14 protein-coding genes are annotated in these 16,922 nt (G+C 69.8%); 6 read left to right on the top strand and 8 right to left on the bottom strand.

The window, feature by feature from the left end; translation table 11 throughout:
• Positions 1 to 146: 146 nt before the first annotated feature.
• A complete protein-coding gene (putA, locus tag CJ301_RS13485; RefSeq protein ID WP_099277911.1) occupies positions 147 to 3,623 on the bottom strand; it encodes a bifunctional proline dehydrogenase/L-glutamate gamma-semialdehyde dehydrogenase PutA in 3,477 nt (1,158 codons plus the stop codon).
• Between the two features lie 123 nt (positions 3,624 to 3,746).
• On the opposite strand from putA, the gene CJ301_RS13480 reads away from it, so the two are divergent.
• The 5 genes from CJ301_RS13480 (at position 3,747) to CJ301_RS13460 (ending at position 8,509) form a co-directional block, all read left to right on the top strand.
• The gene (locus CJ301_RS13480; RefSeq protein ID WP_099277910.1) at positions 3,747 to 4,217 is read left to right on the top strand and encodes an Lrp/AsnC family transcriptional regulator; all 471 of its coding nucleotides are present in this window, start codon (positions 3,747 to 3,749) and stop codon (positions 4,215 to 4,217) included.
• Positions 4,218 to 4,308: 91 nt separating this feature from the next.
• The gene (locus CJ301_RS13475) at positions 4,309 to 4,917 is read left to right on the top strand and encodes a CDP-alcohol phosphatidyltransferase family protein (protein ID WP_099277909.1); all 609 of its coding nucleotides are present in this window, start codon (positions 4,309 to 4,311) and stop codon (positions 4,915 to 4,917) included.
• 42 nt (positions 4,918 to 4,959) lie between these two features.
• The gene (locus CJ301_RS13470; RefSeq protein ID WP_099277908.1) at positions 4,960 to 5,808 is read left to right on the top strand and encodes an NAD-dependent epimerase/dehydratase family protein; all 849 of its coding nucleotides are present in this window, start codon (positions 4,960 to 4,962) and stop codon (positions 5,806 to 5,808) included.
• Positions 5,805 to 6,476, top strand: coding sequence for a sugar transferase (locus CJ301_RS13465; RefSeq protein ID WP_099277907.1), 672 nt, complete (start codon positions 5,805 to 5,807; stop codon positions 6,474 to 6,476). Before CJ301_RS13470 ends, CJ301_RS13465 begins: the two co-directional genes overlap by 4 nt.
• A gap of 128 nt (positions 6,477 to 6,604) precedes the next feature.
• Positions 6,605 to 8,509 (top strand): polysaccharide biosynthesis protein, encoded by a 1,905-nt coding sequence (locus CJ301_RS13460; protein ID WP_437438419.1) that lies wholly within the window; start codon positions 6,605 to 6,607, stop codon positions 8,507 to 8,509.
• A 5-nt stretch (positions 8,510 to 8,514) separates the two neighbouring features.
• Here the strand turns inward: CJ301_RS13460 and galE are convergent, their stop codons facing one another.
• The 4 genes from galE to CJ301_RS13440 form a co-directional block, all read right to left on the bottom strand.
• Positions 8,515 to 9,549: a UDP-glucose 4-epimerase GalE gene (gene galE / locus CJ301_RS13455; RefSeq protein WP_099277905.1), complete on the bottom strand. Its 1,035-nt coding sequence runs from the start codon at positions 9,547 to 9,549 to the stop codon at positions 8,515 to 8,517.
• A gap of 76 nt (positions 9,550 to 9,625) precedes the next feature.
• Entirely contained in the window at positions 9,626 to 11,083 is a 1,458-nt protein-coding gene (gene hydA, locus CJ301_RS13450; RefSeq protein WP_099277904.1) for a dihydropyrimidinase, read from the bottom strand.
• A gap of 148 nt (positions 11,084 to 11,231) precedes the next feature.
• Complete coding sequence (locus CJ301_RS19020; protein WP_216823298.1) at positions 11,232 to 11,711, bottom strand: hypothetical protein; 480 nt, start codon at positions 11,709 to 11,711, stop codon at positions 11,232 to 11,234.
• A gap of 83 nt (positions 11,712 to 11,794) precedes the next feature.
• Positions 11,795 to 13,045: a Zn-dependent hydrolase gene (locus CJ301_RS13440; protein WP_099277903.1), complete on the bottom strand. Its 1,251-nt coding sequence runs from the start codon at positions 13,043 to 13,045 to the stop codon at positions 11,795 to 11,797.
• Between the two features lie 157 nt (positions 13,046 to 13,202).
• Between CJ301_RS13440 and CJ301_RS13435 the strand changes: the two genes are divergently transcribed.
• Positions 13,203 to 13,832 carry a TetR family transcriptional regulator C-terminal domain-containing protein gene (locus tag CJ301_RS13435; protein WP_099277902.1) on the top strand — a complete coding sequence of 210 codons (630 nt, stop codon included), beginning with the start codon at positions 13,203 to 13,205 and terminating at the stop codon, positions 13,830 to 13,832.
• Between the two features lie 3 nt (positions 13,833 to 13,835).
• On the opposite strand, the gene preA is transcribed toward CJ301_RS13435, so the two are convergent.
• The 3 genes from preA to CJ301_RS13420 are packed head-to-tail and all read right to left on the bottom strand — an operon-like array spanning position 13,836 to position 16,873.
• A complete protein-coding gene (preA, locus tag CJ301_RS13430; RefSeq protein ID WP_099277901.1) occupies positions 13,836 to 15,140 on the bottom strand; it encodes an NAD-dependent dihydropyrimidine dehydrogenase subunit PreA in 1,305 nt (434 codons plus the stop codon).
• Between the two features lie 4 nt (positions 15,141 to 15,144).
• Positions 15,145 to 15,531: a VOC family protein gene (locus CJ301_RS13425; RefSeq protein WP_099277900.1), complete on the bottom strand. Its 387-nt coding sequence runs from the start codon at positions 15,529 to 15,531 to the stop codon at positions 15,145 to 15,147.
• A gap of 4 nt (positions 15,532 to 15,535) precedes the next feature.
• A complete protein-coding gene (locus CJ301_RS13420; protein WP_099277899.1) occupies positions 15,536 to 16,873 on the bottom strand; it encodes an NAD(P)-dependent oxidoreductase in 1,338 nt (445 codons plus the stop codon).
• Positions 16,874 to 16,922: the final 49 nt, after the last annotated feature.

Here is a 16,922-nt window from a genome sequence, read left to right as displayed (position 1 = left end):
CCGTGACGCCATCACCCGGACGGCCGAAAAGAAGAAACGGCGTCACCCATCCGCGCGACGCCGTTCCCTTTCATCTTTCTTCAAATACGCCTGCTCCGACATTTCGGCAGCGCATCGGCCGGGGCCTCAAGGCCCCGACATTCGGATCAGCCGACGCTGGCGAGCAGGCTGGCATTGCCGCCCGCCGCCGTGGTGTCGACGCAGACATGGCGTTCGAGATGCAGGCGCATCTCGATGTCTTCCTCGGACAGAAGCAGGATGCGCTTGCCCTCGCGCGCGGCGAGCGCGGCCCGGAACGGGCGCAGGGCATCCGCGCCGCCGCGCAGCGCCACCGCGTCGAAGCCCGAGAGCTTCTCCAGCGCCGCCGGGTCGAGCGTGCCGTCGAGCGTGTCTTCGCCGCTCAGCCCCGGCGCGATGCCGATCGCGGCGTTGCCGGCGGCGCGCGCCGCCTCCATCTGCGCCTGCGCCTCATCGGCCGAGGGGCCGAGGCAAAGCACGGTGCCGCGCGGCACGACCGAGAGCCGGTTCGATTCCCCCGTCGGCCCCGGCAGGGTGACGGTGTCCCTGCGGTCGGGATCGGGGGTGGCCGTGTCGAGCAGCGCCTGCACCTTCTCGCTGGGCACCTCGCGGCCATTGGCGGGCTGTGAGGCGATGCGCATCGGCTCGGTGAAGCGGGCGACGTAGTTCGGCCCGCCCGCCTTGGGCCCGGTGCCCGACAGCCCCTCGCCGCCGAAGGGCTGGGAGCCGACGATGGCGCCGATCTGGTTGCGGTTGACGTAGAGGTTGCCGACATGGACCCGCCGCGTCACATGCTCGACCCGGTCGTCGATCCGGGTGTGCAGCCCGAAGGTCAGCCCGTAGCCGGTGGCGTTGACCGCGTCGATCACGTCGTCGATCTCGGTCGACTTGAAGGTCGCGACATGCAGCACCGGGCCGAAGATCTCGCGCTCCAGCTCCTCGATGCCGCCGAGCTTGATCAGCGCAGGCCCGACATAGAAGCCCTTTTCGGGCGTTGCGAGCTGCCACATCAGCCGCCCCTCGGCGCGGGCCTTCTCGACATGCTCGACGATGCCCTTCTCGGCGCGTGCGTCGATCACCGGGCCGACATCGGTGGAGTGGCTCCACGGATCGCCGATCCCCATCTCCTCGGCGGCGCCCTTGAGCATCTCGAGGAAGCGATCCGCGATGTCCTCCTGCAGGTAGAGCATTCTGAGCGCCGAGCAGCGCTGCCCCGCCGACTGGAAGGCCGAGACCACGATGTCGCGCACCGCCTGCTCGGGCAGCGCGGTGGAATCGACGATCATCGCGTTCAGACCGCCGGTCTCGGCGATGAGCGGCGCGGTCGGGTCCATGTTGGCGGCCATGGCGCGGTCGATGCCGATCGCGGTTTCGGTCGAACCGGTGAAGCACACCCCCGCGATGCGCGGGTCCGAGGTGATCGCCGCACCCACCACCTTGCCCGCGCCGGGCAGGAGCTGCAGCGCGTCGCGCGGCACGCCCGCCTCGTGCAGGAGCCGCACGCCTAGCGCCGCGGTGAGCGGCGTGGATTCGGCAGGCTTGGCCAGCACGGCGTTGCCGGCGGCGAGTGCCGCGGCGACCTGCCCGGTGAAGATCGCCAGCGGGAAGTTCCACGGGCTGATGCAGGCGAAGGTGCCGCGCGCCGGGTCCTTCAGCTCCTCGCCACGGGCGGCGTAGTAGCGCAGGAAATCGACCGCCTCGCGCAGCTCGGCCACGGCGTCCTTGGGCGTCTTGCCCGCCTCGCGCGCGGTGAGCGCGAAGAACTCGTGCGCGTTTTCCTCGAACAGATCGGCGGCGCGGCGCAGCGTCGCGCCGCGGGTCGAGGCCGGGGCCTGCCAGCGGCGGGCATGGGCGATGGCGCTTTCGACATCGGCCTTGGAGGACATCACCACCTCGCCCACCACGTCCGACGGGTCGGCCGGATTGGTGACGGGTAGCACCTCGTCGCCCTCGGCGGGTTCCTCGGTGGCGAGGATCGGCTCGGAGCGCCAGGTCGCGGATTTGAAAGCCGCGCGGCCCGCGTCGAATTCCTCGATCTGGTCGAGCGCGGTGAGATCCCAGCCCTTGGAGTTTTTGCGCTCGGGCTGGAACAGCGCGCGCGGGTCGCGCAGCTCCTCGGGACGCGGACCGCCAAGCTTCTCGAACGGATCGGCGGCGACCACCTCGGCGGGCACGCCCTCATCGACGATCTGGTTCACGAAGGAGGAGTTCGCGCCATTCTCGAGCAGGCGACGCACCAGATAGGCCAGAAGATCGCGATGCGCGCCAACGGGGGCATAGATCCGCAGCCGCGTCTGCGACAGGTCCATCTGCTTGTCGTGCAGCGCCTCGCCCATGCCGTGCAGGCGCTGGAACTCGAAGTCGCGCCGTTCGCCCGCCATCTCCATGACGGCGGCGACGGAATGCGCGTTGTGGGTCGCGAATTGCGGGTAGATCCGGTCGGTCATGCCAAGCAGGCGCTTGGCGCAGGAGAGCCACGCCACATCGGTCGCGGCCTTTTCGGTGAAGACCGGGAAGTCGGGCAGGCCCTCGACCTGCGCGCGCTTGATCTCGGTGTCCCAATAGGCGCCCTTGACGAGGCGGACCATGATCTTGCGGTCGAGCTTTTCCGACAGGGCGTAGAGCCAGTCGATCACGCCGCCGACGCGCCGGCCGAAGGCCTGCACCACGACGCCGAAGCCGTCCCAGCCCGCGAGCTCGGGGTCCGACAGCACCGCCTCGATGATGTCGAGCGAGATGTCGAGCCGCTCGGCCTCCTCGGCGTCGATGTTGAGCCCCATGTTGCCCGCCTTGGCGGCACGGGCGAGCTTGGTGAGGCGCGGCACCAGCTCTTCCATGACCCGCTCGCGCTGGGCCTCCTCGTAGCGCGGGTGCAGCGCCGAGAGCTTGACCGAGATGCCGGGATTGTCGCGGATGTCGGCGGCGGTGGCCTCCTTCGAGATCCGCGCGATGGCGTTCTCGTAGCTCTTCATGAAGCCGGCGGCGTCACGCGCGGTCAGCGCCGCCTCGCCCAGCATGTCGTAGGAGTAGGTCACGCCCTTCTGCATCGGGCCGTGGCTGCGCTTGATCGCCTCGTCGATGTCGCGGCCCAGCACGAAGGTCTTGCCCATCTCGCGCATCGCGGCATAGGTCGCGGCGCGGATCACCGGCTCGCCCAGGCGCTTGATCGCGCGGCGCAGCACGAGGCCGAGCCCCTCGCCCTTTTCGTCGAGCACCTTGCCGGTGAGCATCAGCGCCCAGGTCGAGGCGTTGACCAGCGGCGAGGCGGCTTTTCCGAGATGCGCGCTCCAGTCCGAGGGGGTGATCTTGTCGTCGATCAGCGCGTCGATGGTCTTGGCGTCGGGCACGCGCAAGAGCGCCTCGGCGAGGCACATCAGCGCGATGCCCTCGCGGGTCGAGAGGCCGTATTCGGCGAGGAAGGCCTCCATGATGCCGGGGCGCGTGTCGTTGCGGATCGCCTGCACGAGCGCCGTGCCGCGCCGGGTCGCGGCGGCGCGGGTTTCGGGCGAGATCGGGTCGCGCGCCATCAGATCGGCGAGAACCGCGGGCTCATCGCGTCGATGATCGGCACGGATGCGGTGGCGCAGATCGTCAAGCTCGCTCATTGGCGGACCCCCTTGAGTAAATGTCCCAATCATCCTACTCCTGAACAGCTAAGGCGCGTTTCCCGAAAATCGACGGCAGACGCGCCTTTTGCATTGATTTCTTCGTTATTGGCGGGACGAAAGATGAGCAATTCCGACACTGGCAGCCATCTGGACCGCACCGACTACCGCATCCTCGCGGAATTGGCTGCAAACGCTCGGCTTCCGGTCACCGAGCTGGCGGTGCGGGTCGGCCTGTCGAAATCGCCCTGCCAGGTGCGGCTGAAGCGGCTGCAGGAGAAGGGCGTGATTCGCGGCTTTCGCACGGTGATCGACCCCGCCAAGCTCGGACTCGACCATGTCGCCTTCGTCGAGGTGCGGCTCATGGACACCACCGAGAAGTCGCTCACGGCCTTCAACGCCGCCGTCCGCATGATCACCGAGGTCGAGCAGTGCCACCTGATCGCCGGCAGTTTCGATTACCTGCTGAAGGTGCGCACCCGCGACATCCGCAGCTACCGCGAGGTGCTGGGCTCGAAGATCTCGGCCCTGCCGGGCGTCGCGGGCACCTCGACCTATGTCTCCATGCAGCCGATCATCGACGACACGATGTGATCCTCTCACCATCGCGTCATCCGCGCCGCCCGCCATGGACGCGGCCAGGCGGCGGCGCGATGATGAGCCGCCCCCGCCCGAAGAGGCCTAGATGCTCGACACCGCCGCCCGCCGCCTGATCGACCCGCCGCTGAACCGGCTGGGCCGCATGCTGGCGCGGCGCGGCGCGACCGCCGACGGGGTGACGCTGGCGGGGCTGGGGCTGGGGCTTTTCTCGGCGGCGCTGATCGCGCTTGGCGCGCCGGGCTGGGCGCTCTGGCCGCTTCTGGCCTCGCGGCTGGCCGACGGGCTCGACGGGGCGGTGGCGCGGGCGACGCGCCGGACCGACTGGGGCGGCTATCTCGACATCGCCGCCGATTTCGCCTTCTACGGCGCGGTGCCGCTGGCCTTCGTGCTGGCCGATCCCGCGGCCAACGGCGCGGCGGGAGCCTTCCTGCTCGCGGCCTTCTATTTCAACGGCACGACCTTCCTCGGCTACGCGATCCTCGCGGAAAAGCGCGCCATGCAGACCTCGGCGCAGGGCATCAAGTCGCTCTATTTCTCGAACGGCCTGCTGGAGGGCACCGAGACGATTGGCTTCTTCGTGGCGCTGTGCCTGTGGCCGGACTGGTTCGCGCCGCTGGCATGGGTCTTCGGGGCGCTGTGCTATCTGAGCGGCAGTCTGCGGCTGATCGGCGCGCGCGCGGCTTTCCGGGGCTGAGGGGATCTGGCGCCATGCGCCGCGATCGGTTAGCCGAAAGCCATGACCGCGGACACAGCGCAGACAGGGCCCCTGATTCTCGGTGGCACCGGCCGCATCGGCCGGGCGCTGCGCCGTCTGGCGGATGACGGGCATTGGCCCATGGGCCGCGCCGCGCTGTGGCATGGCCGCCGGGGCGACTATGCCTGGGACATGCGCGAAGCGCCCCCTGCCCTGCCGCGCCCGGTGCGCGGCGTGGTGGTGCTGGCGGGCGTCACCGAAGGGTCGCCCGACGCGCTCGCGGCCAACACCGATCTGGCGCTGGCCGCGCTGCGGCTGGCGGCGCGCGACGGGCTCGGGCCGGTGCTGCTGATGTCCTCGGCCGCGGTCTACGGCCGCGAGGCCGATCCCGGCCGCGAGGACAGCGCCGCCCCCGCTGCCCCCTACGGCGAAGCCAAGCTTGCGATGGAGCGCGCCGTCGCCGCCCATGTCGGGCGGCTCGGGGAGCAGGCCCCGGCGGCCTGCTGCCTGCGGCTTGCCAACATCGCCGGCTGCGACCAGCTCTTCGGCGCCATGTCGGCCGGGCCGGTGACGCTTGACCGCTTCGAGGACGGGCGGGCGCCGCGCCGCGCCTATCTCGGCCCGCTGACGCTGGCCCGCGCGCTCGACGCGCTATGCGCGGCCGACACCCTGCCGCCGGTGCTCAATCTCGCCCAGCCCGGCGCGGTCGGCATGGATGAGATCCTCGATGCCGCGGGCGCGCGCTGGGCCTGGCGCGCCGCGCCGCCCGGCGCGCTGCCGCGCACGCGGCTCGACACCTCGCGCCTCGCGGCAGCGATCGGCGCCGTCGCGCCCGCCACCGCGCCGGGGCTGGTGGCCGAGGCGCGCATGGCCGGCTGGACCCTCGCATGACCCGCGCCAAGCGTCTCTTCGATCTCGCGGTGGCGCTGCTGCTGCTGGCGCTGCTCTGGCCGGTGCTGCTGGTTCTGATCCTGCTCTTGCTGGCGTTCGAGGGGCGGCCGGTCTTCTATGTGGCCGAGCGGATGCGCACGCCGCACGAGCCCTTTGGCCTGATCAAGCTGCGCACCATGCGCCCCGCCGCCTACGGCACCCGCGCCACCGGGGTGACGGGCGGCGACAAGTCGGCCCGCATGTCGCGGCTGCACCGGCTGCTGCGGCGCTGCCGGGCCGATGAGCTGCCGCAGCTTTGGAACGTCATCCGCGGCGATATCAGCCTCGTCGGGCCACGCCCGCCGCTGCGCGTCTATGTCGAGGCCTTCCCCGAGCTTTACGCCGAGGTGCTGCGCTCGCGGCCGGGGATCACCGGGCTCGCCAGCCTGCGCTACCACGCCACCGAAGAGCGGCTGCTTTCGGCCTGCCGCTCGGCCGAGGAGACCGACGCGGTCTATCGGCGCCGCTGCGTACCGCGCAAGGCCCGGCTCGACCTCGTCTACCAGCGTCACGCCACACCCTGTTTCGACCTGTGGTTGCTCGTCCAGACGGCAAGGACCGTTCTACCGCAGCGACGCAGCGCGCGGGCGGTGGGTCCGCCTCGGCGGGTTCCCGCCAAGGGCGATTGATTTATGACGTCACGTCGGATAACCCTGTGAACGGTTTTTCTGGGATGCGAGCGGGAATGACGAAAGCGGTCGCACGGGTCGGAGGCGCGTGGAACGGCCTTTTCGATAAAGTGGGCAAGGCGATGGAAATGCTCGGCATCATCACGCGCCTGTCACGCGCCACCAAGCAATGGCTGATCCTGTCCAACGACGTGCTGCTGGTGCCGGTGGCGATGCTGCTGGCGATGGCGCTGCAGCTCAACGAGTTTCCCGACAGCACCCACATGATGCGCAACTGGATGCTCATCCCGGTGCTCATGGCGGCCTGCGCCGTGATCGAGATCGGCATGAACATCCACCGGGTGCAACTCAAGGCCTATGAAAGCCGGGCCATCGCGCTGTCGGCGGTGCATGCGGCGCTTCTGGGGCCTTCGGGCTGGCTGATCGAGCGCGCGGGCGGCGGCAACACGCCCGGTGCCACCTTCGTCACCTTCTCCATGGTCTACCTGCTGCTCGCGGTGAGCAGCCGCGCGGTGATGCTCAAGCTGGTGCTGAACGCCTATCGCCAGCAGCCCAAGCTGCGCGTTCTGGTCTACGGCGCCGGGCGCACCGGTCAGCAGCTCGTCGCCGCGCTGAGGACCGACGAGACCGTCCGCCCCGTGGCCTATATCGACGACAACAAGATGCTTCAGGGCGCGATCATGCAGGGGCTGCACGTGCACGCCCCCGCCGCGATCGCGCGGCTGGTGCGCACCAAGCGGGTCGACCGGGTGCTTCTGGCCATGCCCTCGGTGCCGCGCGCCCGGCTGGCGCAGCTGTCGCGCAAGCTCGAGGAGAACGGGCTGGACGTGCAGACCCTGCCCTCCTTTGCGCAGCTGGCCGGCAATGGCGTGCCGCTCGTCGAACAGCTGCGCCCGGTGGTGCCGGGGCAGTTCCTGGGCCGCGCGCCGCTCGATGCCGAGCTGCCCGGCGGCTCGGAGACCTATCGCGGCCGCGCGGTGCTGATCTCGGGCGCGGGCGGCTCGATCGGCTCCGAGCTGTGCCGCCAGATCCTCGCCTGCCGGCCGCGGCGGCTGGTGCTGTTCGAGCTGTCCGAGCTTGCGCTCTACAAGCTCGACCAGGAGCTTTCGGCGCTGGCGCTCGACCTGCGGGTGGAGATCGTGCCGGTGCTGGGGTCGGTCTGCGACGCGCCGCTGGTGCGCCGGGTGCTGGCCGACCACGAGGTCGAGATCGTGCTGCACGCCGCCGCCTACAAGCATGTGCCGCTGGTCGAGCAGAATCCGGTGGCGGGCTTTGCCAACAACGTGCTGGGCACCCATACCCTCGCACAGGCCGCCGGCGAGGCGGGGGTGGCGCGCTTCATCCTGATCTCGACCGACAAGGCGGTGCGCCCCAAGAACATGATGGGCGCCTCCAAGCGCATGGCCGAGCTGGTGGTGCAGGATCTCGCCAACCGCTCGGTGAGGACGATCTATTCGATGGTCCGCTTCGGCAACGTGCTCGGCTCCTCGGGCTCGGTGATCCCGCTGTTCCACGACCAGATCTGCAAGGGCGGCCCCGTCACCCTGACCCACCGCGAGGTCACCCGCTACTTCATGACCATCCCCGAAGCCGCTCGCCTCGTGCTCGTCGCGGGCACCTTCGCCACCGGCGGCGACGTCTTCGTGCTCGACATGGGCGCGCCGGTGCAGATCTACGATCTCGCGCGGCAGATGATCGAATCCGCCGGCTACATGGTGCGCGACGAGCAGAACCCCGATGGCGACATCGAGATCCGCCTGACCGGGCTGCGGGCGGGCGAGAAGCTGCATGAGGAGCTGCTGATCGGCGAGAACCAGATCGGCACGCCGCATCCCAAGATCATGCTGGCCCGCGAGGCGCATCTGAGCGAGATCGAGGTCGCCGCCGGGATGAAGGCGCTGCGCGCGGCCGTGGCCGAAAGCGATGACGATGCGCTGCGCGCCGTCGTGGCCCGCTGGGTCGAGGGCGGCCGGGCGCTCGTCGATCGCCCCACCGCCCGGATCGAAGACCGGGATCAGATCCCCGCCACCTGAGCCCGTCAGGCGTCCTGCGTCTGCGGGGTGGCATAGCCCTGCGGGTTGGCCGATTGCCAATGCCACAGATCGCGCGCCATCGCCTCGACCCCGTGTTCGGCGCGCCAGCCCAGCGCCTGCGCCGCGCGGGCGCAATCGGCCTGCATCTCGGCGATGTCGCCGGCCCGGCGCGGCAGCACCTCGGCGGGCAGCTCGCGCCCCACCGCCTTCGAGAAGGCCGCGTGCATCTGGCGCACCGAATAGCCCTGCCCGGTGCCGATATTGTAGGTCTCGCTGCCCTCGATCCCGCAGGCGCGGTCGAGCGCCGCGACATGGGCGCGGGCCAGATCGACGACATGGATGTAGTCGCGCACGCCGGTGCCGTCGGGCGTGGGGTAATCATCGCCGAAGATCCGCAGCTTCTCCTGCCGCCCCGTCGCCACCTGCGCGAGGAAGGGCATCAGGTTGTTGGGGATGCCGGCCGGGTCCTCGCCGATCCGGCCCGAGGCATGGGCGCCCACCGGGTTGAAATAGCGCAGGAGCATTGCCGCGGCGCCGGGCCGCGCCGCCGCCCAATCCGCGAGGATCTGCTCGGCGAAGCGCTTGGTGTGGCCATAGACGCTCGTCGGCGCGAGCGGGTGCTCCTCGGTATAGGGCAGGAACACCGGCTCGCCGTAGACCGTGGCCGATGAGGAGAAGATGATCCGCCCGCAGCCCGCACCATCCATGGCGCGCAGCAACGACAGCGTGCCCGAGACGTTGACGTCGTAATAGTCGACCGGCTTCTCGACGCTTTCGCCCACGGCTTTCAGCCCGGCGAAATGGATCACCGCCTCGGGGCGGAACGCCTCGAAGACCCGCCCCAGCGCCGCGGTGTCGCGGATATCGGCCTCATGCGCCTCGAGCGCGCCCTGCGGCACCAGCTCGCCCACGCGGCGCAGCGCCTCGGGCGTGCCGTTGGAGTAGTTGTCGACGCAGGCCACCTCGTGGCCGCGCTCCAGAAGCTCCACCAGGGTATGGCTGCCGATATAGCCCGCCCCGCCCGTCACAAGTACCCGCATCGCATGTCTCCAGATCGCTGCCGCGCGAGACTAGCCCAGCGCTCCTTCCATCACCAGTGCCGCGACGCGGCGAAGCTCAGACGCCGCTGGCCGGAATCCCCGACCGCGCCACCGGGCGCGGCGCGGTCAGCGTCTTCCAGGAGGACAGCGCCCGGTTCACCGGGCCTTGCGGCGCCCGCGCGACGAATTCGCCATGCCCCTCGCGGGTGTCGAGCGCGCCGTCGCGCAAGGAGACATGGCCCCGGCTCAGCACGTAGCGCGGCAGGCCCTTCACCTTCTGCCCTTCGAAGACGTTGTAATCGATCGCCGAGACCTGCGCGGCCGCGGTGATGGTCTTTTCCTTCTCGGGGTCCCAGACCACGATGTCGGCATCCGCGCCGACGAGGATCGCGCCCTTCTTCGGGTAGCAGCCGAGGATCTTGGCGCTGTTCGTGGAGGTGACGGCGACGAATTCGTTCATCGTCAGCCGCCCGGTGTTCACGCCATGCGTCCACAAAAGCGGCATCCGGTCCTCCAGCCCGCCGGTGCCGTTGGGGATCCTGGTGAAATCGTCCACGCCGTTGCGCTTCTGCTCGGTGGTGAAGGCACAGTGATCGGTCGCCACGACCGAGAGCGTGCCGGAGGCGAGACCGGCCCAGAGGCTGTCCTGATGGCGCTTGTCGCGGAAGGGCGGGCTCATCACCCGGCGCGCGGCGTGGTCCCAGTCGGGATGGGCGTATTCGCTCTCGTCGAGAATGAGATGCTGGATCAGCGGCTCGCCCCAGACCCGCTTGCCCTGCATCTTGGCCCGCCGGATCGCCTCATGCGCCTCCTCGCAGGAGGTGTGGACCACATAGAGCGGCACGCCCGCCATGTCGGCGATCATGATCGCGCGGTTGGTCGCCTCGCCCTCGACCGAGCTGGGCCGCGAATAGGCATGCGCCTCTGGGCCGGTGTTGCCCTCCGAAAGCAGCCGCGCCTGAAGCTCGGCCACCACGTCGCCGTTCTCGGCATGCACCATCGGGATCGCGCCCAGCTCGGCGCAGCGCGAGAAGGAGGCGAAGAGCTCGTCGTCATTCACCATCAGCGCGCCCTTGTAGGCCATGAAATGCTTGAAGCTGGTGATGCCGTGATCGCGCACCACCGTCTCCATCTCGTCGAAGACCTGCCTGTCCCACCAGGTGATCGCCATGTGGTAGGAATAGTCGCAGGCCGCCTGCCCCGACTTGTTGTGCCAGGTCTTCAGCGCGTCGAGCAGGCTCTGGCCGGGGCTGGGCAGCGCGAAATCGACGACCATGGTGGTGCCGCCCGCGATGGCCGCGCGGGTGCCGGAGGCGAAATCATCGGTCGAATGGGTGCCCATGAAGGGCATTTCCAGATGGGTGTGCGGGTCGATCCCGCCGGGCATCACGTAGCAGCCCGTGGCGTCGAGCACCTCGTCGCCGGTCAGGCCGTGGCCGATCGCCGTGATGCGGCCCCCTTCGATCAGCAGATCCGCCTCGTAGCTCAGATCCGCCGTGACGATCGTGCCGTTCCTGATGACCGTGGAGCCCATGCCGTTTCCCTCTCTGTCAGGCCCGGCCCTTCATGCAGGGGCCGTGGCGCATTCCGAAGCGCGGGCGCGCCCCGGTTCGAAAGGGTCTGCGGGCGGTCGGGGGCGGCGGCGCGGGTCCGGCCGGCATCGCCCCCTCCCGGCCCCCGGATCAGCTGGCGGGGCGCGGCCCCACGGTGCCGTCGTCATTCTCGCAAAGCGGCGCACCGGCGGCATTGCGCACCGGGTAGCCGCTCAGCGGCTCGGTGCGCTCGATCGAAAACAGGTAGCAGCCATCGCCGTTCTGGAACACCGCCGAAGGCGGGGTGCCGGGCAGCAGCGCATCGAGCACCACGGCGGGGGCCGAGATGTTCTCCTGCGGTGCGGAGGCGACCACCGCCTCGGGGCCCGGCGCGGGTGCCGCCGGGGCAGGTGCCGGGGCCGGCTCGGGGTTGGAGATCGGGGCGGAGGCCACGGGGGCCGGTGTCGAGAGGCGCGCCGAGGGCTCCGGGGCAGGCGCAGGCGCGGGCGCGGGTTCGGGCGCGGGAAAGACCGGTGCCGGCTGTTCGACCGCAACGGTGTTCAGCTCCTCGCAAGCGGCCAGCAGGGGCAGCAGCGCCAGCACGGGCAGCATTCGGGTCATTCTGGGCATCGGACTCTCCTGAAACTTCGTCGTGCCGATCCAGAGAGGCCGGAAAAGGGGCAGGTCAAGCCTGTCGTCGCGCCCGGGGCCTCTCACCGGACCACCTCCGCCGCCTCGACGACGGCGTGCAGCAGCACATCCGCCCCCTTTGCCGCCCAATCGGGCGTGATCTCTTCGGCCTCGTTGTGGCTCAGCCCGTCCTTGCACGGGCACATGACCATCGCCGTGGGGGCGATGCCCGCGATCCAGCAGGCATCATGCCCCGCGCCAGAGACGATGTCGCGATGCGCATGGCCCAGCCGTTCGGCGGCGGCACGCACGAGGCCCACGCAATCGGCATCGAAGGTCACCGGCTCGAAATGCCCGGTGGGCTCGATCTCGAGCCCCAGCCCCAGTTCGTCCGCGATCCGCTCCGCCTCGGCCTCGACCTCGGCGCGCATCGCGGCAAGCTTGGCCGCGTCGGGCGAGCGGATGTCGACGGTGAACACCGCCCGGCCCGGGATCACGTTGCGCGAATTGGGCCAGATATCGGCCTGCCCCACCGCGCCCACGGCGTCGGGCTGATGCGACATGGCGATGCGGTGCACGGCGTCGGTGATGCGCGCCATGCCGAGCCCGGCATTGACGCGCATGTGCATCGGGGTGGAGCCGGTATGGCTCTCCTTGCCGGTGAGCCGGATCTCCAGCCACCACAGGCCCTGCCCATGGGTGACCACGCCGATCTCCTTGCCTTCGGCCTCGAGGATCGGCCCCTGCTCGATATGCAGCTCGAAAAGGGCGTGCATCCTGCGCGCGCCGACCTCTTCCTCGCCCTTCCATCCGATCCGCTCCAGCTCGTCGCCAAAGCGCTTTCCCTGCGCATCCTCGCGCGCATAGGCCCAGTCGAGATCATGCTGCCCGGCAAAGACGCCAGAGGCCATCATCGCCGGGGCAAAGCGCGTGCCTTCCTCGTTGGTCCAGTTGACCACCACGATCGGGCGGCGTGTCGTCACCTCCAGATCGTCGAGGGTGCGGATCACCTCGAGCCCGGCCAGAACGCCGAGCACGCCGTCATATCTGCCGCCCGTGGGCTGGGTGTCGAGATGGCTGCCGACATAGACCGGCAGCGCCTCGGGATCGCTGCCCTCGCGCCGGGCGAACATCGAGCCCATCGCATCCACGCCCATCGAAAGCCCGCTCTCGGCGCACCATTTGGCAAAGAGCGCGCGCCCTTCGGCATCGGCATCGGTCAGCGTCTGGCGATTGTTGCCGCCCGCCACGCCGGGGCCGATCTCGGCCATCTGCATCAGGCTGTCCCACAGCCGCGCGCCGTCGATCCTGAAGTTTTCGCCGGGGGCGGACATGGAGCATCTCCTGCGGATCGCGGCGGCGCATTGATTTGACCGCCGGTAAAATTCACGCTATCAAAGCGTTGTCACCAGTCAAGCACGGGCTGCGCCCGCGGGCCAGTGACCGGCGACGCGGGCGCGCGGCGTGCCGCCTCTTCGACAGGACCCGCAGATGAACGACACCCCGCCGCAGACCCGCATCCAGGCGCGCAACCGCGCGGTGATCCTCGACGCGGCGCTCGAGGTCTTTGCCGCGCGCGGCTTTCGCGGCGCGACGCTCGACCGCATCGCGCAGGTGGCGGGGCTGTCCAAGCCCAACCTGCTCTATTATTTCCGCTCCAAGGAGGCGCTGCATCTCGCGATCCTCGAAAACCTGATGGAGCTGTGGCTGGCCCCGCTGCGGGCGCTCGACCCCGAGGGCGAGCCGCGCGCGCAGATCATGGGCTATGTGCGGCGCAAGCTCGAGATGAGCCGCGACCATGCGCGCGAAAGCCGCCTCTTCGCCAACGAGATCCTGCAAGGCGCGCCGCGCGCGCGCCCGGTGCTCGAAGGCCCGCTCAAGGCGCTGGTCGATGAAAAGGCGAAGCTGATCGCGAAATGGGCGGATGAGGGGCGAATCGCGCCCGTCGATCCGCATCACCTCATTTTCTCGATCTGGGCGCTGACCCAGCATTACGCCGATTTCGAGGTGCAGCTGCGCGCGATCATGGGCGAGACCGACCCCTTTCCCGCCGCCGAGGCCTGGCTCGAGCGGGTGTTCGGGACGGTGCTCGACCCCGCAGTCCCGGCGGGCCGAAGCTGAACCCTACTCCGCGGCCTGCGCCATCGGGTTGTTGGGGTGGGTGGTCCAGTCGGCGTGATCGGGCGAGACCACGCGACCGGTGCGCGGATCGACGCGGCCCGCCTCCATCTGCACCATCTCGATGCAGTTCTCGACCGGGCAGACATCGACGCACAGGTTGCAGGCGACGCATTCGGCGTCGATCACCTCGAACACCCGGTCGGGCGTCATCGCGATGGCCTGGTGGCTGGTGTCCTCGCAGGCGGCATAGCAGCGCCCGCATTTGATGCAGAGCTCCTGGTCGATCCGCGCCTTGGCGACGTAGTTGAGGTTGAGGTTCTTCCAATCGGTGACGTTGGGCACCGCCTGGCCCACGAAATCGGCGGTGGAGCGGTAGCCCTTTTCGTCCATCCAGTCCGACAGCCCGGCGCAAAGCTCCTCAATGATGCGAAAGCCATAGGTCATCGCGGCGGTGCAGACCTGCACGTTGCCCGCGCCGAGCACCATGAACTCGGCCGCGTCGCGCCATGTGGTGATCCCGCCGATGCCCGAGATCGGCAGGCCATGCGTCTCGGGGTTGCGCGCGATCTCGGAGACCATCGACAGCGCGATCGGCTTCACCGCCGGGCCGCAATAGCCGCCATGGCTGCCCTTGCCGTCGATCGTGGGCTCGGGCGCCATCCGGTCGAGATCGACCGCGGTGATCGAGTTGATGGTGTTGATCAGGCTCACCGCATCGGCACCGCCGCGCCTTGCCGCTTCGGCGGGCTTGCGGATGTCGGTGATGTTGGGGGTGAGCTTCACGATGACGGGACGGTCGTAATGCTGCTTGCACCAGCGCGCGACCATCTCGATGTAGTCGGGCACCTGCCCCACCGCCGAGCCCATGCCGCGCTCGCTCATGCCGTGCGGGCAGCCGAAATTGAGCTCGATCCCGTCGGCACCGGTCTCGGCCACGCGCGGCAGGATCGCCTTCCACGCCGCCTCCTCGCAGGGCACCATGATCGAGGCGATCAGCGCGCGGTCGGGGTAATCGGCCTTCACCCGCGCCATCTCCTCGAGATTGGTCTTGAGGTCGCGGTCGGTGATCAGCTCGATGTTGTTGAGGCCGAGCACCCGCCGGTCGGGCCCGTGCACCACGCCGTAGCGCGGGCCGTTGACGTTGACGACCGGGGGCCCCTCGGCCCCCAGCGTCTTCCAGACCACCCCGCCCCAACCGGCCTCGAAGGCGCGGCGGACGTTGTATTCCTTGTCCGTCGGCGGCGCGGAGGCAAGCCAGAACGGGTTGGGACTCTCGATCCCGAGGAAGCGGGTGGTCAGGTCGGCCATGGCATCATCCTTCTCGGGGTGCGGCGTGCATCAGCACGGTGTTGCCCTCGCTGTCGCGGAACATGGCGAAGCGCTCGGTATCGCTCCAGGGCAGCTCGGTCGGGGCGGTGACGAAGCGCACGTCGGCGGCGCTCAGCCGCTCGGCCTCGGCGTCGAGATCCTCGCATTCGAGGTAGAGGCAGGGCACTTCCTCGGAAAAGCTCAGCTCGTGGCGGCGGGCGAACTGCACCTTGGTGCGGGTGCCGGGCAGCCGCATCATCACCATCCGCCAGTCATCATCGAGCTCGGCATCGACCGCCACCTCCATGCCGATCACGTCGCGATAGAAGGCGAGCGCGCGATCCTGATCGTCGATCGGGATCGGTTGAAGAAAGATGCCGGTGAATGCCATGGGTCTAGTCCGTCAATACGCGGTGAATGTCCTCGGCGGCATCCCGACCCTGCGCCACGGCCGTGACGGTCAGGTCGTCGCCACCCGCCGCACAGTCGCCTCCGGCCCAGACCTTGTCCATGGCGGTGCGGCCGCTACCCTGCGTCACAACTTTCCCCTGTACGGTTTCCAACCCGTTCGCGTCGCCCAGGCGCTGCCCCACGGCGCGGAACATCTGGTCGGCCGGAAGGGTGAAGCGCGCGCCGGTGGGGGCGAGCCCGTCCGGCCCCTCGGCCATCCGCTCGAACACCACCGCCGAAAGCCGCCCCTCGCCCTCGACCGCGACGGGCGCCGCCTCGAAGATCAGCCGCACGCCGCGCCGCGCCGCGAGATCCTGCTCGAAACCGCTGGCCCCCATCGCCGCGCGCGCCCGGCGATAGACCAGCGTCACGCTCTCGGCCCCCAGCGCCTTGGCCTGCACCGCGCAGTCGATCGCCGTCATGCCGCCGCCGATCACCACCACCTCGCGCCCGATCGGCAGGGTCGAGAGTTCCTCGGACTGCCGCAGCGCCGAGATGAAGGTCACGGCGTCATGCACCCCTTCGAGATCGGGCCCGTCGAGGCCCAGCGCGTTGACGCCCGACAGGCCGATGCCGAGAAACACCGCGTCGTACTCCTCGCGCAGCGCGTCGAGCGTCACCTTGCGCCCGAGCCATTGGCCGTGCCGCAGCTCGATCCCGCCGATCCCCATGATCCACGCCGCCTCGCGCGCCGCGAAATCATCGACCGACTTGTAGGCGGCGATGCCGTATTCGTTGAGCCCGCCGGGCTTGGGCGCGCCCTCGTGGATCACGACGTCATGGCCGTGCCGCGCCAGCCGGTGCGCGCAGGCGAGCCCGGCGGGCCCCGCGCCCACCACCGCCACCCGCTTGCCGGTGCGGGGCGCGCGGGTGAAGGGATGCCCCTGCCGCGCCATCAGGCTGTCGGTGGCGTGGCGTTGCAGCAGGCCGATCTCGACCGGCCTGCCCTCGGCCGCCTCGCGCACGCAGGCCCCTTCGCACAGCACCTCGGTCGGGCAGACCCGCGCGCACATGCCGCCCAGTATGTTGGCCTCGAAGATCTCGCGCGCCGCCGTCTCGGGGCGGCCGGCCTGGATCTCGCGGATGAAGAGCGGGATGTCGATCCCGGTCGGGCAGGCGGTGACGCAAGGCGCGTCATGGCAGAAATAGCAGCGGTCGGCGGCGACCCGCGCCTCATGCGCGCTCAGCGGCGGGTGCAGGTCGGCGAAATTCTCCGCGAGGGCATCGGCGCTCAGGCGTCCGGCGATGGGGCCGGTCTGGCCGGTCTGTGGCTGGGCAGGCATGAGACGTCCCCCGTGGCGGCATTCCGTTGGATCGAGCCTGACACGGTTT

Source organism: Limimaricola cinnabarinus, from assembly GCF_002723615.1.
Classification (GTDB): Bacteria; Pseudomonadota; Alphaproteobacteria; order Rhodobacterales; family Rhodobacteraceae; genus Limimaricola; species Limimaricola cinnabarinus_B.
This window is presented reverse-complemented; position numbering and strand designations above follow the sequence as displayed.